The organism is Ensifer sp. 22521 (assembly GCF_052044795.1).
In the GTDB taxonomy this organism is placed as follows: Bacteria; Pseudomonadota; Alphaproteobacteria; order Rhizobiales; family Rhizobiaceae; genus Ensifer.
Genome location: NZ_JBQENM010000019.1, coordinates 1 through 23,933 on the forward strand (window position 1 = coordinate 1; position 23,933 = coordinate 23,933).

Here is a 23,933-nt window from a genome sequence, read left to right on the forward strand (position 1 = left end):
ATGGTCGGCATCGGCAGGTTCCAGTTGAACTCCTTTGATGCCGCCGACATCACCGCGAAGCCTTGCGCATAGGCGCCGATCTTGGCGGCCAGCAGCGCGCTTTCGAGATCCCTGATGAAGGCTGCCTTGTCGGCCACCTTGAAGTCGCCGACCTCAGGCAGCCCGAGGATCTTTTCGGCCGCTTCGCGTTCGTCCTTCATCGAGGAGGTGCTGCGCGCCGCAACCGCCGCCTCAATGCCGGTTGCCGGCACGCCCATGTTCTGCGCTTCGATCACCGACCACTTGCCGGTGCCCTTCTGGCCGGCCTTGTCGAGGATCAAATCGACGATCGGCTTGCCGGTCAGAGGATCAGCGGCCTTCAGCACCTTCTCGGTGATCTCGATCAGGTAGGAGTTGAGGCGGCCCTTGTTCCAGGTGCCGAAGACGTCGCCAATCTCGGTCGCCGACATCTTCAGGCCGTCGCGCAGGATGCCGTAGATTTCGGCGATCATCTGCATGTCGGCATATTCGATGCCGTTGTGGATGGTCTTGACGAAATGGCCGGCGCCGTTTTCGCCGAGCCAGGCAACGCAAGGGTCGTTGTCATACTTGGCAGCGATCGAGGTCAAAACGCTCTCGACGCGCTTCCAGGACTCCTCCTTGCCGCCGACCATGATCGACGGGCCGTGGCGCGCGCCCTCCTCACCGCCGGAAACCCCCATGCCGATGAAGGTCAGGCCACTGTCCTTCAGCGCCTCGAAGCGGCGCATCGTGTCGCGGAAGTTGGCGTTGCCGGCGTCGATCATGATGTCGCCCTTGGAAAGGTAGGGCTCGAGGATCTTCATCTGCTGATCGACCGGCTCGCCGGCCTTGATCATGATGATGATCGGGCGCGGCGGACGGATGGCGGCAACAAACTCTTCAATGGTGTCGCAGGGCACAATCTGGCCCTTGAGTTCACCGGCTTCCGCGTAGAACTTGTGCGTCGCCTCGACGGTGCGGTTGAACACCGCGATCTTGTTGCCCTTTTCAGCGATGTTGAGCGCCAGGTTCGAGCCCATGACGCCGAGACCGATTAGGCCGATTTCCGCCTGTGACACGTGATTGCCTCCATTGGACAGAAGTGCCGGGCGCGATCGGGATAAGCGCGTCGGTGCCGGCCCTTCGAATTGAACTTCGCCCTCTCGCGGCGGGCTCTGTCAAAGGCCCTGGCGCGAGAAGCGACGGCGGAGGATGTTTTGGCATTCAAATCGATTAACGACAAGCGATTCCTGACAAAATCACTTCTTTTCGGGCTTGCCGTCGCCGTCGTCGAGCACCCGCCAGGACGCGCCTTCGAGGTCTTCGTACTGGCCGCTCTTCAGCGCCCAGAGGAAGGCGACGAGACCGATGCCGCCGAGAAACAACGCGATGGGAATGAGATAGATCAGCGTGTTCATGAGGCATTCCCGACTGGACGAAGGGCGGCAGGCGCTTGGCCGTCGCGCGCCTCCTCGGCAACATTGCCGGTGGCAGCACGCAGACGCAAGGCGTTGGCAACGACGATCACCGACGAGGTCGACATGGCAACCGCTGCGATCAGCGGCGTCGCATAGCCGAGGATCGCGATCGGAACGGCAATCACGTTGTAACCGATCGCCAGCGCGAAGTTCTGGCGGATCAGCCGCCCGGCCCGGCGCGATGTGTCGATCGCCATCGGCACAGCGTTCAGCCCCTGGTGCAGGAAGACGAAATCCGCCGCCTGGCGCCCGACGTCCGCGGCCGTTGCCGGGGCCATCGAGACATGGGCAGCGCGAAGCGCCGGAGCGTCGTTGATGCCATCGCCGACCATCAGCACGCGGCGGCCCCCTTCGGCCGCAAGCGCACATTCGTCCACCTTGCCACGCGGCGTCAGCTCAGCCTTGAATCTGTCGATGCCGACCCGGCGGGCAAGCGCCGCCACGACAGGTTCGCGGTCACCGGAGAGAATGCCGGTCGACAGGCCGAGCCGGCCAAGCTCCTCGATGCTTTCACGGGCGTAGGGCCTGAGCCGATCCTCGAAGCGGAAGCAGCCAAGTTCGCGGCCGTCGAGCGACAGGATCGTCTCGGATTGGCCGCTCGCCTCGCCGGCGTCGCCACAGGCAAAAGCGCGGCTGCCGAGCCGGTAGGTGCCCGCTTCCGTGCGGGCCTCGATCCCGGCACCGGGAATCTCGCGGATCTCGCCGGCAATGACAGGGGCAAGCTTTGCAGCATCGTGAATGGCCATGGCCAGCGGATGGCGCGAATGAGCAGCCAGCCCCGCCGCTGTGGCCAGTACCGATGCCTGAATATCCTGGCCATTGACGAGCCGCGGCTCGCCCACCGTCAGCGTGCCCGTCTTGTCGAGCAGCACCGTATCGATTTCGGCCAGCCGCTCCATGGCCGAGCCGTCCTTGACCATGACGCCATTCTGGAACAGCCGTCCGGCGGCAATCACCTGCACGACCGGCACCGCCAGCCCTAGCGCGCAGGGGCAGGTGATGATCAATACCGCGACCGCAACCAGCATCGCATGGTGGAAGTCGCCATTGACGAACATCCAGCCGATGAAGCTCAAAAGCGCCAGGAGGTGCACCGCGGGCGAGTAATATTGCGCCGCCCGGTCGGCGATACGGCGATAGCGTGCCCTGCCCCCTTCGGCGGCCTCCATCAGGCCCATGATCTCGGCAAGCAGCGAGTCGCGCGCCGCAGCGGTCGCCTCGATCGTCACCGGTCCGGTGAGGTTCAGCGTGCCCGCCTCGACGCTGTCGCCTGCCTTGACCGGCACCGGCGCGCTCTCGCCATTGACGATCGAGCGATCGAGGTCACTGGCGCCGATGAGAATGCGACCATCGACCGGGATGCGTTCGCCGGCGGCGATCGCCAGCTTTTCGCCCGGCTTGATCTCGTCGACCGGACGATATTCGCGCCCGCCGTCGGCATCGAGCACCATCGCGCCGCGCGGCGACAGCCTGGCCAAGCTGCTGATCGCAGAACGCGCACGCCCGCGCATCATATGATCGAGCGTGCGGCCGATCAGCAGGAAGAAGAGAAGCATCACCGTGCCGTCGAACCAGGCATGGGTGCCGTGGGTAATCGTCTCGTAGAGCGAGATCGAGAAGGAGAGCGTGATCGCAAGCGCGATCGGCACGTCCATGTTGGTGCGGCCGTGCTTCAGCGCATTCCAGGCGGACGCGTAGAAGAAGCGCCCGGAATAGATCAGCGTCGGCGCGGCAATCAGCGCCGAGATCCAGTGGAAGAGATCGCGCGTGGCCGCCTCCGCGCCCGACCAGACGGAGACGGAGAGCAGCATGATATTGGCCGAGGCAAAGCCCGCAACGGCGACGGCGCGCACCAGCTGCTTCAGCGTCTGATCGCCGTCTTCCTCGCCCGGCGCGAAGAGATGGGTCTCGTAGCCCCGCGCGCGGATGGTGCGCGCCAGTTCCCGCGGATCGGTGCGGGCGTCATCGACCTCTTCCTTCCAGACGATCGCCACCCGCCGCGACGAAAGGTTGACGCGCGCCCGCTCAACCTCGGGCCGCGCTTTCAAGGCGCCCTCAAGTGTCGCGATGCAGGCGCCGCAATGCACGCCGGGTACGCTGAGGTCCGTCTGGCGCAACCCGCCGCCGAGCGACCGGCTCGTCAGCCAGAGCTCTTCCGATGTGGGCAGTCCCTGCCCGGCCCTGTCGATCTCCAGAGCCATTTCGGTTCCAGGAGCGCAGCAGCTCATTGCGCTGCTCCCGGCGCCATGAAGCGGATGGCCTGGCGATAGACGACCGTGTCGCCCTTGGTCGCGGTGATATCGGCGATCCACTGGCCGCGCTTCAGCGTCGCGGCAGCAACGAACACGCCCTCGCCCTGATGCGCCATCTCGACCGTCACATCCTCATGCTCCTCGACCGGGCGCTTCAGGACCGCGACCACCTTGTCCGCGGTCAGTTCCGGCTTGCCCTGTCGCGTTAGCGTGTAGCGCAGCGCTTCCTGTTCGACACTGAGCTTGCCTTCGAGCCCGCTGGCGGCGAAGGCCTTCGCCTCCTTCACCTTGCCGTTGAACTGCTGGCTGGCGACATAAGTGTTCTGCACCACCAGCCCGCTCCAGCTATGGCTGGCATTCCAGGCCATGATCAGATTGACGGTGATGATCGTGCCGAAGAACAGCACCATGACGCCCAGCATATGCCAGCCGGTGAAGGGCCGCGGTGCCTTTGCCTGTTTGGTGATCATTTCGCCGCTCCAGGGCTGTTGAAGTTGGCCTTGTAGACGTCGCGCTCGTGGCTCGACGGATCCTCGACGATCAGGCTGAAACCGTCAGCCGCTTCGCCAAGCTTGTCCTTCGGCAGCGTCACGAACACTTTCACGGCGGTGACCTTGTCCGGATCGACGCCGATCGCAAAGGTGCGGCCGTCGCCCGCCGCCTGGCCGGCGATGCGCATCGTCGCCGAAGACATACCGTCGATCGCGAGCGTGATGGTGCGTTGTTCGGGGATCATGTTCAAGAGCTTGACCATGTAGCCGTTGCGCACCGAACCGTCGGATTCGACGACGAATTGCGGGTTGCGGTCGTGCAGCACGTTGATCTCCAGCCGGTCGCGCGACAAGAGCGCATAGAGCAGCCCGATGCCGACGAGCGTCCAGACACCGAGATAGACGAGCACGCGCGGACGGAAGACGATCTTCCAGTTGAAATGGCGGACCTTGTCGGAGAAGGCGCCATCCGCGTTGCGAATCCGGCTCGGGTCGATCGCCGTCGTGCCGCCATTGGTGGCAAGCGCCATGTTGGAGGCATAGTCGTTCAGCGTCGCATAGGAGATCAGTCCGCGCTCGCGGCCGACCTTGTCCATGACGCCGTTGCAGGCGTCGATGCAGAGCGCGCAGGTGATGCATTCGAGCTGCTGGCCGTCACGGATGTCGATGCCCATCGGACAGACGACGACGCAGGCGTTGCAATCGACGCAATCGCCGACGGCCTCCCCGGCTGCCACCGCCTTCTTCTGGTGGCGCGAGCGCGGCTCGCCGCGCCAGTCGTTATAGGTGACGACCAGCGAATTCTCATCGAGCATCGCCGCCTGGATGCGCGGCCAGGGGCACATATAGGTGCAGACCTGCTCGCGCATCAGCCCGCCGAAGACATAGGTGGTGGCGGTCAGGATACCGACGGTCATGTAGGCGACGGTTGGTGCTTCCAGCGAAACGAAGCTTTTCAGAAGCGTCGGCGCATCGGCAAAATAGAAGATCCACGCGCCGCCGGTGGCAATACCGATCAGGATCCAGATCGAGTGCTTCGACACGCGCTTGACGATCTTGGCGACCGTCCAGGGGCCGGCGTCGAGTTTCATGCGGGCGTTGCGGTCGCCTTCGATGTAGCGCTCCACCACCAGGAAGAGATCGACCCACACCGTCTGCGGACAGGTATCGCCGCACCAGGCGCGCCCGACGGCAGACGTCACCAGGAACAGGCCGAAGCCTGCCATGACCAGCAGGCCGGCCACGAAGAAGAATTCCTGCGGCCAGATTTCGATGAAGAAGAAATAGAAGCGACGGGCGGCGAGATCGACCAGCACCGCCTGATCTGGCGCATGTTCGCCGCGATCCCAGCGGATCCACGGCGTCAGATAGTAGATGCCGAGCGTCACCAGCATCACCAGCCACTTGAAGCGGCGGAAGCTGCCCTCGGCGCGTTTCGGGAAGATCTTCTTGCGCTTTTCGTAGAGCGGCTTGCGCACATGCGCCGCATTGACCGGTTCGGCCTCGTGACGTTCGACGGATGCGGCGTTGGCGGCGGATTGAGAGTTCATAAGTGGGACATCCCGGATATCGCGTATTGAGCCATGTCTTGCCCGATCTGACCGCCGAAAACGTTGATCTGTGTCAAGTTTGCGGCCTAAGGCCGCGCCATGCGGCGAAACGTCCGAGCCATCGGAACCGCAGCGGTCGGCAACGACCTTTGGTGCGGAAGGACGCCAAGGGCCTTGCGCTCGAGCCCATCTGCACCACAACGCCACGCGCCTTATGAGACGCGCAAAGGTCGCCGTAGTACTTTGAATTGCTGCATGTTTCCCTATATCGGCTATGCTGAAGGCAAGGCAGGACAGTCGCGAAGGAGAAAGCATGCACGGCTCCCTCGAGCCCCTGACGCTGGCCAAACAGCGCGGCACCTATTGCGAGCGTGCCGCGCCTCACGCTCTCGCCGGGCATGTCGAATGCCTGTGGAGCCACCAGATGCCGGAGGGACCGCCCGCGCCGATCGCGGTCGTCCCCGACGGCTGCGTCGACATCCTCTGGTCCAATCGCGGTCTCGTCGTTGCCGGCCCTGATCGGACCGCTGCCTTTCCCGTGATCGCGCCGGGCGCCAAGGTCATCGGCCTGCGCTTCCGCCCGGGCGTCGCCGCGTCGTTTCTGCGCACATCGCTTTCGGAAATCACCGGTCAAATCGTCCCGCTCGATGCCTTCTGGGGCAAAGCCGCGCGCGAACTTGATGCCAAGCTTCAGGACGCGCCGGATGCCATCCGCGCCGATATCATGGCGGCAGCAGTGCTAGAGCGCTCACCGGCCGTCTCCCCGCCGCCCGGCGATGTCGCAGCCGCGCTCGCCCATCTCACGCAACGGCGCGATTCGTCCGACAACCCCATCAGCGCATTGGCCGCCGCCACCGGCACCAGCGAGCGGACGCTGCGCCGCTGCCACGAACATTTCGGCTATGGCGCCAAGACCCTCGATCGCATCCTGCGTCTGCAACGATTCCTTGGGGCATGCCGCGGCGAGCCATCCGTACGCCTCGGCATCCTCGCTCTTGATGCCGGCTATGCCGACCAGGCGCATCTTTCGCGCGAAGCCAGGGAACTGACGTCGCTTTCACCGGCGGAAATCCGCCGCCAGCTTTCCGCCCATCGGCAAGCGGCCTGACTGGCCGTTTCGTTCAAGACCGGCGGGGCCGCCCGTGCTACGTCCTCACTCAGGAGAACCAAGCATGGCAACACTTGAAGCAAAGATCATCCACACCACCATCGCCCGCGACTGGCGCGAGGTCTATGCCTTCATGGCCAAGCCCGAGAACATGCCGCGCTGGGCGTCCGGCCTATCGTCGGGCCTGACGCGCGACGGCGAGGACTGGCTGGCGCCGGGACCGCTCGGCGAGGCCCGTGTGCGCTTCGCCCCCGCCAACGACTTCGGAGTCGTCGATCATCTCGTCACGCTCGCGGACGGTACCGAGGTTCATAACGCGCTGCGCGTCGTGCCGAACGGCGACGGGGCGGAGGTGATGTTCACGCTGCTGCGTCAGCCGGGCATGAGCGCTGAACAATTTGCCGGCGACGCCGGTTGGGTGGCAAAGGATCTCGCCACTTTGAAATCAATCATGGAATCCGGAAAAGACAGGTAGGAAAATGGGCAACAAGGGCAACGACAGCCGCATCGACTATGTCGAGTTCAACGTCTCCGACATCGCTGCCGCCAAGGCCTTCTACGGCAGCGCCTTCGGCTGGACCTTCACCGACTACGGCCCGGAATATTGCGAATTCCAGGACGGCCGTCTGACCGGCGGTTTCACCACCACGGGTCCCGTCGGCAGCGGTGGGCCGCTGATCATCCTCTATGCCGACAACCTCGAGGACATGCTGGCCCGCGTCGAAAAGGCCGGCGGCAAGATCGTCAAGCCGATCTTCACCTTCCCCGGCGGCCGCCGCTTCCATTTCGCCGACCCTGACGGATACGAGCTGGCGGTTTGGTCGGCGCAGTAAGGGCAGTCGACGCCCCAGACCAGCACGGGAACGAGGGCTGCCCCTTCGGCAGGCTGAGCGACCGCAGCCATCTCCACCCTCATCTCTGTGCTTGTCACAGAGATCCAGCAGCCGTGCGTCGGCACGGCGGGAGGAGCAGAGCCGGGACGCCTGATTTGCAGACTGCAAGGGGTCTCCCGCGCCGCCGACGCGGCGCTGCTGGATTCCTGTGACGAGCACAGGAATGAAGGAGGTGATTAAGGCGCCATCCATATCCTGTGGACACCCATCCCCACTTTACGACTTTAGGATCGCCCCTCACTGTCCTGCCGGACATCTCTCCCCACACGCGGGGAGAGAAACGCTTGGCTCGCTCTCTGTCGCCAAGCCTCAACGCTCGAGATTGGCGATGCTGGCGCCGCGTTTCCCTTCTCCCCGCCTGCGGGGAGAAGGTGCCGGCAGGCGGTTGAGGGGCAGCCCGCCCACCAACCACAGACGATAGCCTACTCGCCCCCGCCCAGCGAATGCACGAACACCGCAAGCTGCTTGACCGTGGTGTCGCCGAGGCGCGGCAGCCAGGCGGGCATGACGCCGTGCTTGGGTGCCTTCATCTGGGCGACGATCGCCTGCTCGCCCTCGCCGTTGAGCCACAGTGCGTCGGCGAGATCAGGCGCGCCGAACTCGCGGTTGCCCTTGGCATCGGCACCATGACAGGAGGCGCAATTGGCTTCGAACAGTGCCTTGCCCGGCTCGACCATCGAGACGTCCGACGGCGTGCCGGTAAGGCTGACGACGTAGGCCGCCGTCTGCTTGATCTCTTCCGGCTGCAGGATTTCGGCAAAGGACGGCATTTCCGAAACGCGGGTCTCGCCATCGCCAGTGTAGCGAATGCCGTGAGCGATCGTCTGGTAGATCTCCTCGGGCTTGCCGCCCCAGAGCCAGTCGTCGTCGTTGAGGTTCGGGAAGCCGGCGGAACCCGCAGCACCCGAGCCATGGCACTGGGCGCAGTTGACCTTGAAGGCCGATGCGCCGCCGGAAACGGCGAACTGCTGCAGCTGCGGATCGGCAATGATCTGCTCGATCGAGCTCGAGGCGATCTTTTCGAGATTGCCGGCCTGGGCCGCCTTGGCGCTTGCGAGTTCCGCGCTCACCTCGGCGCGGCTCGAATAGCCGAGCACACCCTTGGTCGCGTCCGTCAGAAGCGGCACCGCCGGATAGACGATCATGTAGCCGACCGCCCAGACGATGGTCGCGTAGAAGGTATAGACCCACCAGCGCGGCATCGGGTTGTTCAGTTCGCGGATACCGTCCCACTCGTGGCCGGTGGTCTCGACGCCGCTGATTTCGTCGACGTGTTTGTCCGCCATACTATTAATCCTCCTTCAGGGGGATGGCTGCGGCATCATCGGCGGCCTTCTTGGCGCCGGGCCGGAAGATGAAGCCGACGACGCCCAGGAAGAAGAGCGTCATGGCAAGGAGCGCCCAGCTATCGGCGAACTGGCGCATGGCCGTATAGGTTTCCATGTGCGTGTCTCCCTTAGCGATAACCGGTGGTGTCGTCGTAGGTGGAGAAGTCGACCAGCGTACCAAGCATCTGCAGATAGGCGACGAGCGCGTCCATCTCCGTCAGCCTCTGCTGGTTGCCGTCGAAGTCGCCGAGCTTGGCCTTCGGATAGCGCGCCTCGACGCCGGAGGTGTCGGCATTCGGATCAGCCTGCGCCTTGATGTCGGCAAGCGCGTTGTCGATCATCTCGTCCGTATAGGGAACGCCGACCGCCTTGTTGGCCTTCAGGTTCGCGGCGATGTTGTTCACGTCGAGCGTCGTCTCCTTGAGGAAGGCGTAGCTCGGCATGACCGATTCCGGCACGACGGAGCGCGGCTCGGTCATGTGCTGCACGTGCCATTCGTTGGAATAGCGGTCGCCGACGCGGGCGAGGTCCGGTCCGGTGCGCTTGGAGCCCCACTGGAACGGATGGTCGTACATGGATTCCGCCGCCAGAGAGTAATGACCGTAGCGCTCCACTTCGTCGCGGAACGGCCGGATCATCTGGCTGTGACAGACGTAGCAGCCTTCACGCACATAGATGTCGCGACCGGCGAGCTCCAGCGGCGAATAGGGCCTCATCCCCTCCACCTTCTCGATGGTGTTTTCGAGATAGAAGAGCGGCGCGATTTCCACGATGCCGCCGATGGAGACGACGAGCAGCGAGCCGACGAGCAGCAGGGTGGCGTTGCGTTCAAGGGTCGCGTGTTTGTCGAGAATGGACATGGTCTATGCCCTCCTATTCCGCAGCTTTCAGCGCGGGCTGAGCAGCACCGAAGATCGGAGCTTCGTCACGCACGCGGCCGAGGATGGTCATTGTTACGTTGAAGGCCATGAGCAGAGCCCCGGCGAGGAACAGTGCGCCGCCAAGAGCACGCAGCACGTAGTAGGGAACCATGGCCGCGACCGATTCCGCGAAGGAATAGACGAGGAAGCCCTGGTCGTCGTACTCGCGCCACATCAGGCCCTGCTGGATGCCGGCGACCCACATGACCGCCGCGTAGACGACGATGCCGAGCGTGGCGAGCCAGAAGTGCCAGTTGACCATGCGCACGCTATAGAGCCGCTCGCGGTTCCATAGCTTGGGCGTCAGATAGTAGATCGCGCCGAAGGTGATGAGGCCGTTCCAGCCGAGCGCACCCGAATGCACGTGGCCGATCGTCCAGTCGGTGTAGTGGCTGAGCGAGTTGACCGTCTTGATCGACATCATCGGACCTTCGAAGGTCGCCATGCCGTAGAAGGCAACCGCCATCACCATCATGCGGATGATCGGGTCGGTACGGATCTTGTCCCAGGCGCCCGAAAGCGTCATCAGGCCGTTGATCATGCCGCCCCAGGAGGGCATCCACAGCATGACCGAGAAGACCATGCCGAGCGTCTGCGCCCAGTCGGGCAGCGCCGTATAGTGCAGGTGGTGCGGACCCGCCCAGATGTACATGAAGATCAGCGACCAGAAATGGATGATCGACAGGCGGTAGGAATAGACCGGGCGATTGGCCTGCTTGGGGATGAAGTAATACATCATGCCGAGGAAGCCGGCCGTCAGGAAGAAGCCGACGGCGTTATGCCCGTACCACCACTGCGTCAGCGCATCCTGCACGCCGGCAAAGGCCGAGTAGCTCTTCGAGCCGAGGAAGGAGACCGGCACCGCCAGGTTGTTGACGATGTGCAGCATCGCGATCGTGACGATGAAGGCGAGGTAGAACCAGTTGGCCACATAGATATGCGGCTCCTTGCGCGTCAGAAGCGTGCCGAGGAAGGCGATGAGATAGGCGACCCAGACGATCGTCAGCCACAGGTCGACATACCATTCCGGCTCCGCATATTCCTTCGACTGGGTGATGCCGAGCAGGTAGCCGGTGGCCGCCATGATGATGAAGAGCTGGTAGCCCCAGAACACGAACCAGCCGAGATTGCCGCCGAAAAGGCGCGCGCGGCTGGTACGCTGGACGATGTAGAAGGACGTCGCGATCAGCGCGTTGCCGCCGAAGGCGAAAATGACAGCCGAAGTGTGCAGCGGCCGCATGCGGCCGAAGTTGAACCAGGGCTCGATGTTGAGGTCGGGAAAGGCAAGCTGGAGCGCAACCACGACGCCCACGAGAAAGCCGACGACGCCCCAGAACACGGTGGCGATCACGCCATACTTGACCACCTCGTCGAAATATTCCGACTGCGGCGGTGGTGGTGGCGCCCTGCCGGCGGAAACCGGGCTGAACTCGATGCGTCGCATCAGCATGACAGTGCCGGCGAGGAGCACGAAGAACAGCACCCACATATGGGCTTCAAAGTGCCGGTCCTGCGCAAACCCGGCGCCGACGAGCGCCAGGAAAGCACCGACCCCGAGCAGGATCATCTCGAATGTGTATTTCATGGTTGGGTCCCCAACTTGGTCCGATCGCACGCGACGACACGCCCCAGAACGAGGCGCGCCACCGCAGCTGGCCGGAAAGTGTCAGAATCGGGGCATCCTGGCCTTGATTCAGATCAAGGCTGCACCACCTCGATTGGATCATCCTCGGCAAATAACAGGGAGCGCCGTGGGAGCTGGCGTTTGAAGCCGATGAAAAAGACTTTTGAAGAGGGACGAATCCGGAGCCGGCTGGAACCGCCTCCCCGCGCCGTCCCGGTGGCCGAGCCTTTCGCATGGCTCGCCCGCGCGCATGAGGAGCAGCTTGCGCTCTGCAACTGTCTCGAGGAGATCGCCGACAGCCTGCCTGCAGAAATCGATCGGCAGAAATGCGTCTACGCCGCCAAGGTGCTCGGACCGATGATCCGCGAAATGCATTCCGGCGAGGAAAGCCTGGTCTTCCCGTGGATCGAGCGCACCTTCCGCGGCGACCCGACGCTCGGCGCGACGCTGGAGCGGCTGAAATACGAGCACTGCGAAGACGAGTGCTTCGCCGAAGAACTGACGGAAATGCTGGAACGCCTCGGCGCCGCCGACCAAACGGTCAATGCCGAAACCGCCGGTTATATGCTGCGCGGCTTTTTCACCAGCCTCAGGCGACACGTCGGCTTCGAACAGGAATGTTTGCGCAGCATCACCTCGCCGGTTGGGTGAACCGGCAGACGGGGCGGTCGGCACGCGGCAAGGTAGGATTGTTCGCGGCTGTAAGCGCAGCGCCATTCGTGCTATACGCGAAACTGGATCGAGTTTGGGAGCAACGCGGCCCCAATCATTCTGGTGATGTGCGGTGGCGCACGTTACATACCTGTATAAAATTTCACTCACCTACTCATCTCTCCTGCGAATTCACAGGTCCACACGGCGCTGATGAACGATGCAGAACGTCATGCGCCAACCGAGGAAGGCGATGCCCATGACAACGATCACACGAAGAGCTTTTGTCGGCGGGATCGCCCTGATGCCGTCATTGCGCTTCCCAGGCACTGCGGCCGCCCAGAGCGAAATCACGCCTGACGAGGCACGAAAGATCGCCAAGGAAGCCTATATCTACGGCTTCCCGATGGTGGACAGCTACCGCATCCAATACGCCTATTTCGTCGACGACAAGAACCCGGAATACAAGGCGCCGTGGAACCACCTCAAGAACATCCCCCGCGTCTACACCCCCGCCGATACGGCGATCCAGACGCCCAACTCCGACACGCCCTATTCGATGATCGGCATGGACCTGCGTGCGGAGCCGATGGTCCTCACCGTACCAGTGATCGAGAAGGACCGGTACTTCAGCATCCAGCTCATCGACGCTTATACGTTCAACTTCGACTATGCCGGCAGCCGCACGACCGGCAACGACGGCGGCAGCTTCCTGGTCGCCGGCCCGGGCTGGAAAGGCGAGACGCCTGCGGGCATCAAGAAGGTGTTTCGCGCCGAGACCGATCTCGTTCTCGGGGCCTATCGCACGCAGCTATTCAACCCCGACGACTTAGACAATGTGAAGAAGATCCAGGATCGCTACAAGGCAGAGCCGCTTTCGGCGTTTCTCGGCGGGGCGGCGCCTGCGGCCGCTCCCGCAATCGACTTCACCAAGCCGCTTTCGCCGGACGAAGAGAAGAAGTCGCTGGAGTTCTTCAACATCCTGAATTTCGTCCTGCAGTTCTGCCCGACTAATCCATCCGAGACCGAGTTGATGGCGCGTTCTGCCAAGATCGGGGTTGGTGCAGGCAAGACCATAGACGTTGCGGCGCTCTCGCCGGACATCAAGACCGCCATCGAGCAAGGTATGGCCGACGCCTGGGCCGATCTTGAGGGCTTGAAGAAGCAGATCGACGCCGGAACGGTGACCTCGGGCGACCTCTTCGGCACGCGCGAATACCTGAAGAACAATTATCTCTACCGCATGGCGGCGGCCGTTCTCGGCATTTACGGCAATTCGAAGCAGGAGGCGATGTATCCGGTCTACGCCACTGACGTCGAAGGGCAGAAGCTCGACGGCGCCAACCGCTACACCGTCCATTTCGCCGCCGATAAGATGCCGCCGGTCAACGCCTTCTGGTCGCTGACGATGTATGATCTGCCGGCGAGCCTGCTCGTTGCCAATCCGATCAACCGCTATTTGCTTAACAAGCCGATGCTCCCGCAATTCGTGAAGGATGCCGACGGCGGCTACACCTTCTACGTTCAGAACGAGTCGCCGGGCAAGGACAAGGAGCCGAATTGGCTGCCGGCGCCCGAGGGTCCCTTCTTCGTCGCGATGCGGCTCTATTGGCCGAAAGACGAGGCGCTCAATGGCATGTGGAAGCATCCGCCCATGACCAAGACACCATAGTTTGTTCAGTTCGCCCGCGGGTTCGACGTCGCGATCCCCGGCCGGGTCTTTGGGGTCCTCACTCTCTCTTGATTGGTAGCGCCGGCAATGACGTGTCAGGCCGCGATCGCGCGGCGGCGGTCGGCATGTTCCTGGATCACGAGGATCGCGCCGATGAGCTTGCCGGAGCTGGACATGCATGGCGTCAGCCGGCAACGCACGACGACCGTGCGCGCATCGACGGTCTTGGCGAAGGTATAGTCGACCACCTCGCCCGCAAAACAACGATCGAGATAGGATTTCACCCGCTGCTCGAAGCGCTGGATGCCGATGAACTCGACGATGTGCCGGCCGATCAGATCCATCGGGCGGCTCTCCAGATGGTCGGCATTGCGCGGGTTCGTGTAGAGGTAGCGGTAGTCGGGCGTGATCACCGCGATCCGATCCGGAAAGCTGTCGAGGATCGCCTCGTTGAGCAGGCCTTCATCCGCCCTGCCCTTGCTCGGCTGGGCCGGCAGCCGCTCGAGCTGGAGGTCGGCGAATTTCTCCGCGCCCGTCGCCGCAAAATAGCGGTTGATCAGCGACTGTAGCAATTGCGAGTGCCGGAGCACGCAGGAGATGTCATCGGCTTCGACGCGCAGGATGTCGATCAGGAACTGGAACTGAAGTCGGGCATCTTCGACGCTCACCGCCTTCTCGTCGTAGACGGATCTGAGGATCGGATCCAATTCGCGATCCAGAATGCCGATCAAATGCTCGTCTGCCGTACGTACGGCATACTGCAGCTGCGAATACTTGAACCAGAACAGCTCAATCAGTGCGTTCAATTCGAAACCCCAATTCCCCCACGGCAGAGCCGCTTCGATGCACTTCAAGACAGGCGTTGATGCTGCAGACACTGATTTCGTTTTTGACGCTTCCCCACCCTTTCCGTGTAAAACCACACCGCTCCGGCCACCCAAAGCGCTTGCAATCTTCCCCTCGCGAGACAACGTTGAGTTTACACTCATTGCGTTAGCGTTCAACAGCAGAAAGAAAACTTAACCTTTTGAAGCAATTTCGGGACGAAGGGCATGCGCTGCCGCGGACGGACCACGAAGGTGATGCTCGCCGAACCGAAATCGGAACGCGCCGAATTCTCAAGGCTGCCCGGAAGCAAGCTCAAGCGCGATCGTTCGTGCGGAGGGGAATCAGTCCTTGAGGTAGCGCTTGATGTGCCAGCGGTCGTGATACCAGAGCCACTGGCCCGGATACTCGCGCACCCAGCTTTCCACCTTGTCGTTCAGCACCTGCGCCGTGGCGGTGACGTCGACATTGCCGTCGGCCTTGCGGGGAATGGCGATCGCCGGTTCCAGCTCCAGCCGGAAACGGCCGCCCGGCAGCCTTATGCAGCGGGCCGGATAGACTTCGCAGTTGAACTGGCGGACGAGCTTGGCCAGCAGCGGATTGGTCTGCACGTCCTGGCCGAAAAACTTGGTCTTCAGCCCCTTGCGGAACTTCTGGTCGACGAGAACGCCGACGCCCAGGCCCCGTTCGAGCTGGCGGGCGAGTGCGAAGGACGAGCCGGCGTGTGACGGCACCAGATTGCCCATGCGCTCCTCGCGGAACTTGAACACTTTTTCCGCCACGTAAGGGTTGTTCGGCGGCCGGAACAGCACGGTCACGTCGAGGCCGAAGGCGGAGCCGGCGACCGGCAGCATCTCGAAATTGCCGCTGTGCGCGGTGAAGACGATGAAGGGGCGCGGATTGTCGCGAAGCTCGAGGAACAACGGGATGCCCGACACCTCGACACGGCCGGGCGTCGTGCGCTCGGGGTCGAAATCGAACAGACGGTCGAGGAACACGTATTCGGCCGCCATGCGGCCCATGTTGCCCCAGCTCTCAAGCGCGATCGCGTTGATCTCCGCCTCGCTTTTCTCAGGAAAAGCGTTGCGCAGGTTGGTGAGCGTCAGCTTCTGCCGGCTGGTCTTCGGCCCGATGAACCGCAGGGCACGATCCATGAAGCGGATCGCGGCATCGGCCGGAAACATCTTCAGGATCGTCAGCAGCAGGAAAACGAACTGCGCGATCAGCCACTGGCGGGTACGATCCGCCGCCAGCACCAGCCGTGTGATCAGCATGCGCACGTCGATCAATCCATCTTCAGGATGATCTTGCCGAAGATCTGGCGCGATTCCATGCGCTCCAGCGCCCGGTCGATCTGATCGAGGCTGATTTCAGTGTCGATGACCGGATGCACCAGGCCGCGGGCCATCTTCTGCATGGCGTTCGCCATGTTCTCCATGCGGCAGCCGAAGGAGCCGAGCAGCTTCAGCTGCTGCTGGAACAGCATCATCAGGTTCATGTCGGTGGAAACGCCCGAGGTGGAACCGCAGGTGACCAGACGGCCGCCGCGCTTCATGCAGAGCATCGAGCCCGCCCAGGTGTCCTTGCCGACGTGTTCGAACACGACGTCGACGCCCTTCTTCTTGGTGAGCTTGCGCACCACGCCTTCAAAGCGATCGGTGCGGTAGTTGATGACGTGATCGGCGCCGAGCGCCTTGGCCTTCTCGATCTTGTCGTCGGAACCGACGGTGGTGATCACCGTGCAGCCGATCTTCTTGGCAAGCTGGATCGCCGCCGAGCCGATGCCGGAGCCGCCGGCATGGACGAGGATGGTTTCACCCGGCTCAAGCTTGGCATTGTCGAACAGCATGTGCTCGACGGTACCGAAGGTGACCGGAGCAAGCGCTGCAGCGACGGCATCGACACCCGGAGGCGCCGGGACCAGCAGGCGCGCCGGCAGGTTGATCTTTTCCTGCGCGAAGCCGTCGAGATGGAAGCCGTGCACGCCGCCGACATGTTCGCAGAGATTGTCGCGGCCTTCCTTGCACGGACGGCAGAGGCCACAGGTACGCGCGCCATAGATCGATACGAGCTGGCCCGGAAGCACGCTCGAAACGCCCGGACCGATCGCGTCGACCACGCCGGATGCTTCCGCGCCGATGACGAGCGGCATCTTGCGCTTGGCAAAGGCCATGCCGCGCCAGCCCCAGACGTCGATATGGTTGAGCGCAACCGCCTTGACGCGCAGGGTCACCTCGCCCGGGCCGGGCGCTTCCGGTTCCGGAATGTCGGTGATTTCGAGCTTGCGGTCATCGAGCAGTTGCAGGGCGCGCATGGTTCTTCCTCTGCCTTGGCGGCATGTTTGCGTCTTGGATTTTGCAGCGCCGCGCGCCCGACGGGGCGCGAGAAAGGCGCTGCAGCTCTTGAGTTTCCGGCTTAGGCCGGCTCGGCGGTCATGACAAGGCTGGCGTTCTGGCCGCCGAAGCCGAAGGAGTTCGACAGCACCGCAGTCACCTGCTGGCTGCGCTTCACGTTCGGCACCACGTCGAGCACGATCGCCGGATCGGGGTTCTGGTAGTTGATCGTCGGCGGCAGCGTACCGGTCAGCATCGTCTGGATCGAGAACACCGCCTCGACCGCACCGGCGGCCGTCAGCGTGTGGCCGATCATCGACTTGTTGGACGAGACCGGGATCGACGGCAGGCGATCGCCAAAGACGGCCGACATCGACAGATATTCCATCTTGTCGTTCTCGGGCGTCGAGGTGCCATGGGCGTTGATGTAGCCGATACCGTCCTCATTGATGCCGGCGTCGGCAAGGGCTGCGCGGATCGTCGCGATCGCCGGGCCACCGTCCGGCGAGGAGCGCGTGCGGTGGAAGAGATCGGCCTTCTCACCGCAGCCCTTGAGGATGCCGTAGACGCGGGCGCCGCGGGCAACGGCGGCTTCCAGCGATTCAAGCACGAGAGTTGCCGCACCTTCGGCAATGACGAAGCCGTCACGGTCCTTGGTGAAGGGCTTGGAGGCCTTTTCCGGCGGATCGTTCTGGGTGGAAAGTGCCGAAAGCAGCGCGAAGCGGATCAGTGCCTCGGCGCTGACCGAGCCGTCGGTCGCAACCGTCAGCGCACGATCGGTGCGGCCCTGGCGGATCGCCTCGACGCCGAGCTGGATGGCGGTGGCGCCCGATGCACAGGCGGTCGACAGCGTTACCGGCAGGCCGCGCGTGCCGAAGCGATCGGCCAGGCGTTCAGAGATCGAGCCGAAAAGCACGGCCTCGTGGAACACTGGATCGGCCTTCTGGCGCATGGCGGCGAGGAAGCGGTTATAGGCGTCGCCCGGGCGCTCCGATGGCGGCGAACGGTCGGCAAGCTCGAAGCGCGCGCTCCATTCCGGCTCGACCGGCGGGGCGGCCAGGAACAGCGGGCCGTTGAAATCGCCCGAAATTCCCGCCTGCGCCAAAGCTTCCAGCGTCGTTTCGCGCGCCATGGCATAGGAACGCTCGACGGCATTGTTCGCGGGAATGTCGATGAAATCGACGGTGCCGGAGATGCGGGTGTTGAGGCCCTCGGTCGGGAAACGGGTGATCTTGTGGATGCCCGAGACGCCGCCCGAAAGCGCTGCCCAGTTGTCCTCAACGCCCTGGCCGAGCGAGGTGATGACGCCCATGCCGGTAATGGCGATGATCGGGCGGCCGAGATGGTCCTTGTAAGCGTTGCTCATGGTCCGCTCCTGTTATTCCGCCGAAAGAACGGCGACGCCTTCGCCGCGCGAATGGCCGACGGTGGTGACCACCGCAGCCTTTGCCGCCGCCGTCATCGACTTTTCTGCGCCCGTATCGAAGGCCGGTACCTTTGCACCCTCACCCAGCGTCAGCGCCGCCAACGCCAGACCCAGCGGGAACTGCGCCTCGATGCTGTGGCCGACGAGACCGCCATAGGCACGCACCGGCACGCCTGCGAGTTTTTCCTCGAGGAACGCCTTCTCGCGCGCCACGAGATCATGGAAGCCGGAGGTACCGGAGAACACGACGGTCGAGGCCGGGTCGAGATCGGATGCGGGCTTGGCGAGATCAGCAAGGCGGGCTTCCAGCTTGCCGCCGTCACGCGCGCCGCGGTCGCCACCGATCGCGTCGATCGTGGCATAGATGCGGGCGCCGCGGGCTTCGGCATATTCGCGCGATTCCAGCACCAGGAAGGCGCCGACCGAACCGAGGATCATGCCGCCGCCGTTATCCTGGCTGCGCGACCAGATCGGGTGCCAGTCGCCGAGCGCATGGCCCTGGATCGCTTCGATGAGGAGGATGATGTCGAGACGCTCGGCCGAAAAGGCGCCGCCGACGAGCGTGTGCGTCGACTGGCCGGCCTTGATGCGGGCAAAGGCGGTTTCGATCGCCGAGATGCCGGCCGCTTCCTCGCCCATGAAGGTGCGCGACGAACCGGTGACCTTGTGCACGATCGAGATGTTGCCGGCGAGCAGATTGGAAAGCTGGGCGAGGAACAGCGTCGGGCGCAGTTCCGTCGTCAGCTTTTCGTTGAGGAGCTGTTCGCGATCGTTGCGCTTCAGCGCTTCGTCGACGATCAGCGAGTCGACATTGATGTCGCGCTCGCCGCCACCGGCGGCAACGATCATGTCCATGCTGCCGCAGGCTTCGAGATTGTCCTTGAGGCCGGCGTCATCGAGCGCGAGACCAGCGGCGAAGACGCCGAGGCGCTGCCAGTTTTCCATCTGGCGCTGGTCGCCACGCTTGGCGATCTGCTGCGACCAGTCGATTTCCGGCAGCGGATGCACCGGATAGGGGCTGAACTTTTCTGTCTCGACCCGCACGGCCGGCGATGTGCCGGCGGTGAGCAGCGCCAGATGCGGCTCGACGCCGACGCCCTGGCTGGTGACGATACCGACGCCGGTAATGACAACGTCGTTTGCGGATTTGCTCATCTTACTTCTCCGAACCGGCTGTTGCCGAAAGAGCCGCCATCAGACCCACTTCCTCGGCCCGCTTGCGCACGATATCGCCGAGCGGAACCTGATCGAACGGCATCGTCCTCAGTTTCAGCTGGGCGTCGCACACCTTTTTGCCGGCCGAGGTGATCTTCGCCTTGGTGACGGCAAAGCCCGAGCCTTCGTGTTCGAGGAAAGCCTCGATCTCAAGTTCGGCCGAGGGCTCGACGAAGGTGCGCATCTTGGCGCCGTCGACCGACATCAGGAAGGGCATGGCGGCAAAATTGGTGGCGGCCAGCACCAGGAAACCGGAGGCCTGCGCCATGGTCTCGATCAGAAGCACGCCCGGAACCAGCGGATAGCCTGGGAAATGGCCTTCGAACACCGGGCTCTTCTCTGGCACCACGGACCGCGCCGTCAGCCGGCCAGCCGAAAGATCGACCGTTTCGACACGATCGATCATCTGGAAGTATTCAAGGAGCATTGAGGCTCACCCTGTTCGTTTTCGGGCCGTTCGTTTCGGGCTCAAGTAAAAACGCCAATGCCGCCTGTCAAGCGCAGGGCGCGACGGGCGGCATTGGAATTGGTGCGGCAAGGCTCGGGCGAAAGCCCGATCAGCCCTTGGCAGCCCCCAGTTCGTCGATCTTGGCGCAGAGGTTCTTCAGAACGAAGTACTCTTCGGTCGAAACCTTGCCTTCGTTGACTTCCTGCGTCCACTGCTCGAGCGGGATCTTGATGCCGAATTCCTTGTCGATCGCAAACACGATGTCGAGGAAATCCAGGCTGTCGATGCCGAGATCGTCGATCGTGTGGCTTTCCGGCGTGATCGTCTCGCGATCGATCTCGCTCGTTTCCGCGATGATGTCGGCAACCTTGTCGAATGTAGCTGTCACGCGCATACCTCTTTATTCTATGTCGAGTCTCGGCGATCCTATAGGTAAATGCGCTGCAAAAGCCAATGGCCTAGATGGCAACGGTTTGCAAATTGGAAACCGGTGTTGCCAGAGCGCCGCGCGCACAAGGCGCTCTGATGCCCACAGTACGGATAAGCGCATCGGTCAGACCGCCACCGAATGCCGGCCACGGCCGTTACCGAGATAGGCATCAAAGGTAGCCGCCACCGAACGGGCAAAGGGTCGGCCGCGCTCGGTCAGGCGGAAGATGCCGTTCTCGATCGTCGTCAACCCATCCGCATCGCGCGCCCGAAACAGCCGCGCTTCCTCGATCACGGCGCCGGCCAGCACCGGAAATGCCTGCTCGACCTCTTCAAAGGAGAAGGCGAAACGGCACATGATGTCGGCGATCACTTTTGCCCTCAGCCGGTCGTCCGGCGTGAAGCGGTAGCCGCGAACCGCGGCCAGCCCCGTCCCTTCCACATGACGCAGATATTCACCGGTCGCCGGCATGTTCTGGACATAACCTTGACGAAACTGGCCGATCGCCGAGGCGCCGAGGCCAACAAGCGTTTCCGCGGCATCGTCCGTATAGCCCTGGAAGTTGCGGCGGAGGCGCCCCTCCCGGCTGGCATGCGCCAGGCTGTCTCCGGGCTTTGCGAAATGGTCGATACCGATGGCGTCGTAGCCGGCCGCCACCAGCATCTCCGCCGCACGGGCCATCTGTTCGAAACGCTCGACCACGCCGGGCAGGCTCTCGTCCGGGATCATCTTCTGATGCGTCTTCATCCACGGCACATGCGCATAGCCGAAGAGCGCAACGCGATCGGGATCAAGCGAAAGCACCGCCTCTATCGTGCGCTCCAGCGACTGGAGGCTCTGATAGGGCAAACCGTAGAGAACGTCGCAATTGACCGAGTGCACGCCCCTCGCCCGGGATGCCTCGATCGCACCGCGCGTCTGCTCAAAGGTCTGGATGCGATTGATCGCCTTCTGTACCTCAGGATCGAAATCCTGGATGCCGAAACTCGCCCGTGTCATGCCGATCACGGCCAGCGCATCATGGCGCGCCTCATCGAGGTCGTTCGGATCCATCTCGACGCTGATCTCGCAATCCGGCGCGAAGGTGAAGTGATCGGTGAAGGTGCGCTTGAGCGCGATCATGTCATCCGGCCGGACGAGCGTCGGCGAGCCGCCGCCGAAATGCAGCGCCGTCACCTTGGCCTCGCGGCTCACCCGTCCCCCGATTTCTGCAACTTCGCGATGCAGGCCATGCAGATAGGTCGCAACGGGATCATAGCGCAGCGTCTGCTTGGTGTGGCAGGCACAGAACCAACAGAGCCGGTCGCAATAGGGCACATGGGCATAAAGCGAAATCGCCTCCCCGGCGCCGATCGCATCGAGCCAGCTTTCATAGTCCGCAGCGCCCACGGCCTCGGAAAAATGCGGGGCCGTGGGGTAGCTGGTGTAGCGCGGCACAGGGCCTGAATATTTGAGGATGAGCGCGTCTTCCATCGGTCTCTCCGCTGTCATGACGATGGCATAGGACGAATGGGCAAACGTGCCTTTGATTTTGATCAAGTTGTCGAATTAACACGTTAAAATTGACAATGCGCAATTCAACATGAGACATTGTTTCGCGCTTTCGAAATTAGCACCTGTCAACTCTTGATTTAACGACCTGCATCCTCTTTGGTCATCCTGCTGCATGTTTCCTTTGAAGGATAAACATGCAGCACTTCAAAGTGCTACAGCGACCTTTGTGCGTCAGACGAGACGCGCGGCGCTGTAAGAGCAACGACATGCAGGTAGAAAGAATTGCAGATCGTGAACGAACATCGCCGCAAGGATATCCATAACTCGGACATTCCGACCGTCTGCGCAGCCTGCGAGGCCCGTCATGGCGGCGTTTGCGGAACGCTCACCCCGGATCAGCTTCTCGACCTCTCCCGCCACTCGACACGCCGCAGCATCGAGCCGGGCCGCGAGGTCGTCGGCCAGGGCGAGACGACGGACAGCTACGCCAACATCATCAGCGGTGTCGTCAAGCTCAGCAAGGTTCTGGCTGACGGACGCCAGCAGATCGTCGGCCTGCAGTTCGCGCCCGATTTCATGGGCCGCCCCTTCACCCGCGAAAGCGCGCTGACGGCGGAAGCCGCCGTCAACACCGACATCTGCGCCTTCCCGCGCAATGTCATTGAGCGGCTCGTTTCCGAGGCGCCGGGGCTGGAACACCGACTGCACGAGCAGGCGCTGAAGGAGCTCGACGAGGCGCGCGACTGGATGCTGACGCTCGGCCGCAAGACCGCTCAGGAGAAGGTGGCGAGCTTCCTCTACATCATTGCGACCCATATCGATCCCGAACAGGGGACCGCGAACGAATTCGACCTGCCGCTTTCGCGCGCCGACATCGCCGACTATCTGGGCCTGACGATCGAAACCGTCAGCCGGCAGATCACCAAGCTGCGCAAGGAAAACGTCATCCGCATCGAAAACAGCCGCCACGTCACCGTGCCGAGCCTCGAGCGGCTGATGCATGTCGGCGGGATCGACTGAGCCGCGCTCAGCGGTGGCTGCGAAGACGCTCGCAGATTTGCGGTGTTACACCGAATTTCCCAGCAGCGAAATTTGCCCCTCACCCTACCCCTCTCCCCGCAGGCGGAGAGAGGGAACGTCGCCTGCGGTTAGCCCCCCCGAAGGAGGCCGCCGATGATGAAGCGGAAACAGCGCCACAGGTCCCTTTTCCCCGCCTGCGGGGAGAAGGTCCCGGCAGGGGGATGAGGGGCAGCTCCGATCAGCGCGCGATCACGATGCGCGTGTTCTTCAACCCATGCTCGCGCGTCAGCGCGAAGAACTCGGCGGCGTTGTTCGGATGCAGCCGCACGCAGCCATGCGATGCCGGGCGGCCGAGGCGCTTGATGTCATAGGTGGCATGAATGGCGTAACCGCCATTGAAGAACACCGCATAGGGCATGGGCGCGTCGTCGTATTTGCTCGAGCGATGGTAGCGTGAGAGCCATTTGGCCCTCCAGCTGCCGCGCGGCGTGACATAGCCCCTGCGGGCGGTAGACACCTTCCAGCGGTACATGACGATGCCGTTCTGTTTGACGGTCATGGTCTGCGACGACAGGCTGATATTGGCAATGAGATTGGCGGCGTTCGCCGGCTGAACGGAAAACTGCATCAATGCGGCAACGAGCACAGTCAAAAACGCATTCCGCATGCTTCTCTCTCCGGGATGACAAACACTTACCGGTGGAACCAAACGTCCGAAGAGAATAACCGGCCGAGTATGAAGCAATCTTAATACATATGGAAAGCAAAGTCTTAA

Annotated in this window: 24 protein-coding genes; 6 read left to right on the forward strand and 18 right to left on the reverse strand. The window is 63.0% G+C overall.

The genetic code is table 11. The features are described from left to right. From gndA to ccoG, 5 genes are all read right to left on the reverse strand, one after another. On the reverse strand, positions 1–1,079 hold a 1,079-nt coding region (gndA, locus tag ACTJKE_RS24985), incomplete at its 3' end, for an NADP-dependent phosphogluconate dehydrogenase (protein ID WP_440692735.1). A 180-nt stretch (positions 1,080–1,259) separates the two neighbouring features. Beyond that, positions 1,260–1,418, reverse strand: coding sequence for a cbb3-type cytochrome oxidase assembly protein CcoS (gene ccoS, locus ACTJKE_RS24990; RefSeq protein ID WP_043615060.1), 159 nt, complete (start codon positions 1,416–1,418; stop codon positions 1,260–1,262). After that, positions 1,415–3,706 carry a cation-translocating P-type ATPase gene (locus tag ACTJKE_RS24995; RefSeq protein ID WP_093234587.1) on the reverse strand — a complete coding sequence of 764 codons (2,292 nt, stop codon included), beginning with the start codon at positions 3,704–3,706 and terminating at the stop codon, positions 1,415–1,417. The genes ccoS and ACTJKE_RS24995 overlap by 4 nt, the downstream gene beginning before the upstream one ends. Further along, a complete protein-coding gene (locus tag ACTJKE_RS25000; protein ID WP_058326996.1) occupies positions 3,703–4,200 on the reverse strand; it encodes a FixH family protein in 498 nt (165 codons plus the stop codon). Before ACTJKE_RS25000 ends, ACTJKE_RS24995 begins: the two co-directional genes overlap by 4 nt. Next, positions 4,197–5,771: a cytochrome c oxidase accessory protein CcoG gene (gene ccoG, locus ACTJKE_RS25005; protein WP_440692737.1), complete on the reverse strand. Its 1,575-nt coding sequence runs from the start codon at positions 5,769–5,771 to the stop codon at positions 4,197–4,199. The genes ACTJKE_RS25000 and ccoG overlap by 4 nt, the downstream gene beginning before the upstream one ends. Positions 5,772–6,084: 313 nt before the next feature. On the opposite strand from ccoG, the gene ACTJKE_RS25010 reads away from it, so the two are divergent. The 3 genes from ACTJKE_RS25010 (at position 6,085) to ACTJKE_RS25020 (ending at position 7,712) form a co-directional block, all read left to right on the forward strand. After that, a complete protein-coding gene (locus ACTJKE_RS25010; protein WP_440692739.1) occupies positions 6,085–6,879 on the forward strand; it encodes an AraC family transcriptional regulator in 795 nt (264 codons plus the stop codon). A 64-nt stretch (positions 6,880–6,943) separates the two neighbouring features. Beyond that, on the forward strand, positions 6,944–7,354 hold the full coding sequence (locus ACTJKE_RS25015) for a polyketide cyclase (protein WP_093234590.1): 411 nt from the start codon (positions 6,944–6,946) through the stop codon (positions 7,352–7,354). Positions 7,355–7,358: 4 nt separating this feature from the next. Continuing rightward, positions 7,359–7,712 carry a VOC family protein gene (locus ACTJKE_RS25020; protein WP_057254230.1) on the forward strand — a complete coding sequence of 118 codons (354 nt, stop codon included), beginning with the start codon at positions 7,359–7,361 and terminating at the stop codon, positions 7,710–7,712. 482 nt (positions 7,713–8,194) lie between these two features. On the opposite strand, the gene ccoP is transcribed toward ACTJKE_RS25020, so the two are convergent. The 4 genes from ccoP to ccoN are packed head-to-tail and all read right to left on the reverse strand — an operon-like array spanning position 8,195 to position 11,605. After that, positions 8,195–9,058, reverse strand: a complete 864-nt coding sequence (gene ccoP, locus ACTJKE_RS25025) for a cytochrome-c oxidase, cbb3-type subunit III (protein ID WP_058323178.1) — start codon at positions 9,056–9,058, stop codon at positions 8,195–8,197. Positions 9,059–9,062: 4 nt separating this feature from the next. Further along, positions 9,063–9,215 carry a CcoQ/FixQ family Cbb3-type cytochrome c oxidase assembly chaperone gene (locus ACTJKE_RS25030; protein WP_057254226.1) on the reverse strand — a complete coding sequence of 51 codons (153 nt, stop codon included), beginning with the start codon at positions 9,213–9,215 and terminating at the stop codon, positions 9,063–9,065. Positions 9,216–9,228: 13 nt separating this feature from the next. Continuing rightward, a complete protein-coding gene (gene ccoO, locus ACTJKE_RS25035; RefSeq protein ID WP_093234591.1) occupies positions 9,229–9,960 on the reverse strand; it encodes a cytochrome-c oxidase, cbb3-type subunit II in 732 nt (243 codons plus the stop codon). A 13-nt stretch (positions 9,961–9,973) separates the two neighbouring features. After that, positions 9,974–11,605 carry a cytochrome-c oxidase, cbb3-type subunit I gene (ccoN, locus tag ACTJKE_RS25040; protein WP_058323180.1) on the reverse strand — a complete coding sequence of 544 codons (1,632 nt, stop codon included), beginning with the start codon at positions 11,603–11,605 and terminating at the stop codon, positions 9,974–9,976. A gap of 189 nt (positions 11,606–11,794) precedes the next feature. Here ccoN and ACTJKE_RS25045 point away from each other — a divergent pair, with 189 nt between their 5' ends. Both ACTJKE_RS25045 and ACTJKE_RS25050 read left to right on the forward strand, forming a co-directional pair. Next, positions 11,795–12,295 (forward strand): hemerythrin domain-containing protein, encoded by a 501-nt coding sequence (locus tag ACTJKE_RS25045; protein WP_057254471.1) that lies wholly within the window; start codon positions 11,795–11,797, stop codon positions 12,293–12,295. Between the two features lie 304 nt (positions 12,296–12,599). Then, complete coding sequence (locus ACTJKE_RS25050; RefSeq protein ID WP_440692860.1) at positions 12,600–13,967, forward strand: DUF1254 domain-containing protein; 1,368 nt, start codon at positions 12,600–12,602, stop codon at positions 13,965–13,967. A 95-nt stretch (positions 13,968–14,062) separates the two neighbouring features. On the opposite strand, the gene ACTJKE_RS25055 is transcribed toward ACTJKE_RS25050, so the two are convergent. From ACTJKE_RS25055 to hemN, 8 genes are all read right to left on the reverse strand, one after another. Next, complete coding sequence (locus ACTJKE_RS25055; protein ID WP_057254468.1) at positions 14,063–14,773, reverse strand: PAS domain-containing protein; 711 nt, start codon at positions 14,771–14,773, stop codon at positions 14,063–14,065. Positions 14,774–15,136: 363 nt separating this feature from the next. Beyond that, positions 15,137–16,066 carry a lipid A biosynthesis lauroyl acyltransferase gene (locus ACTJKE_RS25060; protein ID WP_057254466.1) on the reverse strand — a complete coding sequence of 310 codons (930 nt, stop codon included), beginning with the start codon at positions 16,064–16,066 and terminating at the stop codon, positions 15,137–15,139. 11 nt (positions 16,067–16,077) lie between these two features. Further along, positions 16,078–17,106, reverse strand: a complete 1,029-nt coding sequence (locus tag ACTJKE_RS25065) for a zinc-binding dehydrogenase (RefSeq protein WP_057254218.1) — start codon at positions 17,104–17,106, stop codon at positions 16,078–16,080. A 101-nt stretch (positions 17,107–17,207) separates the two neighbouring features. Then, positions 17,208–18,491: a beta-ketoacyl-ACP synthase gene (locus ACTJKE_RS25070; protein ID WP_440692742.1), complete on the reverse strand. Its 1,284-nt coding sequence runs from the start codon at positions 18,489–18,491 to the stop codon at positions 17,208–17,210. Between the two features lie 12 nt (positions 18,492–18,503). Next, positions 18,504–19,706 carry a beta-ketoacyl-ACP synthase gene (locus ACTJKE_RS25075; RefSeq protein ID WP_440692744.1) on the reverse strand — a complete coding sequence of 401 codons (1,203 nt, stop codon included), beginning with the start codon at positions 19,704–19,706 and terminating at the stop codon, positions 18,504–18,506. Between the two features lies 1 nt (position 19,707). Next, entirely contained in the window at positions 19,708–20,193 is a 486-nt protein-coding gene (locus tag ACTJKE_RS25080; protein ID WP_058327002.1) for a 3-hydroxyacyl-ACP dehydratase FabZ family protein, read from the reverse strand. 130 nt (positions 20,194–20,323) lie between these two features. Then, positions 20,324–20,608 carry an acyl carrier protein gene (locus tag ACTJKE_RS25085; RefSeq protein WP_156436839.1) on the reverse strand — a complete coding sequence of 95 codons (285 nt, stop codon included), beginning with the start codon at positions 20,606–20,608 and terminating at the stop codon, positions 20,324–20,326. Positions 20,609–20,767: 159 nt separating this feature from the next. Next, a complete protein-coding gene (gene hemN, locus ACTJKE_RS25090; RefSeq protein ID WP_440692745.1) occupies positions 20,768–22,117 on the reverse strand; it encodes an oxygen-independent coproporphyrinogen III oxidase in 1,350 nt (449 codons plus the stop codon). A gap of 303 nt (positions 22,118–22,420) precedes the next feature. Here hemN and ACTJKE_RS25095 point away from each other — a divergent pair, with 303 nt between their 5' ends. After that, on the forward strand, positions 22,421–23,158 hold the full coding sequence (locus ACTJKE_RS25095) for a Crp/Fnr family transcriptional regulator (protein WP_058323185.1): 738 nt from the start codon (positions 22,421–22,423) through the stop codon (positions 23,156–23,158). A gap of 238 nt (positions 23,159–23,396) precedes the next feature. Here ACTJKE_RS25095 and ACTJKE_RS25100 read toward each other — a convergent pair whose 3' ends face one another. Further along, complete coding sequence (locus ACTJKE_RS25100; protein ID WP_058323186.1) at positions 23,397–23,825, reverse strand: L,D-transpeptidase; 429 nt, start codon at positions 23,823–23,825, stop codon at positions 23,397–23,399. Between the last annotated feature and the right edge of the window lie 108 nt (positions 23,826–23,933).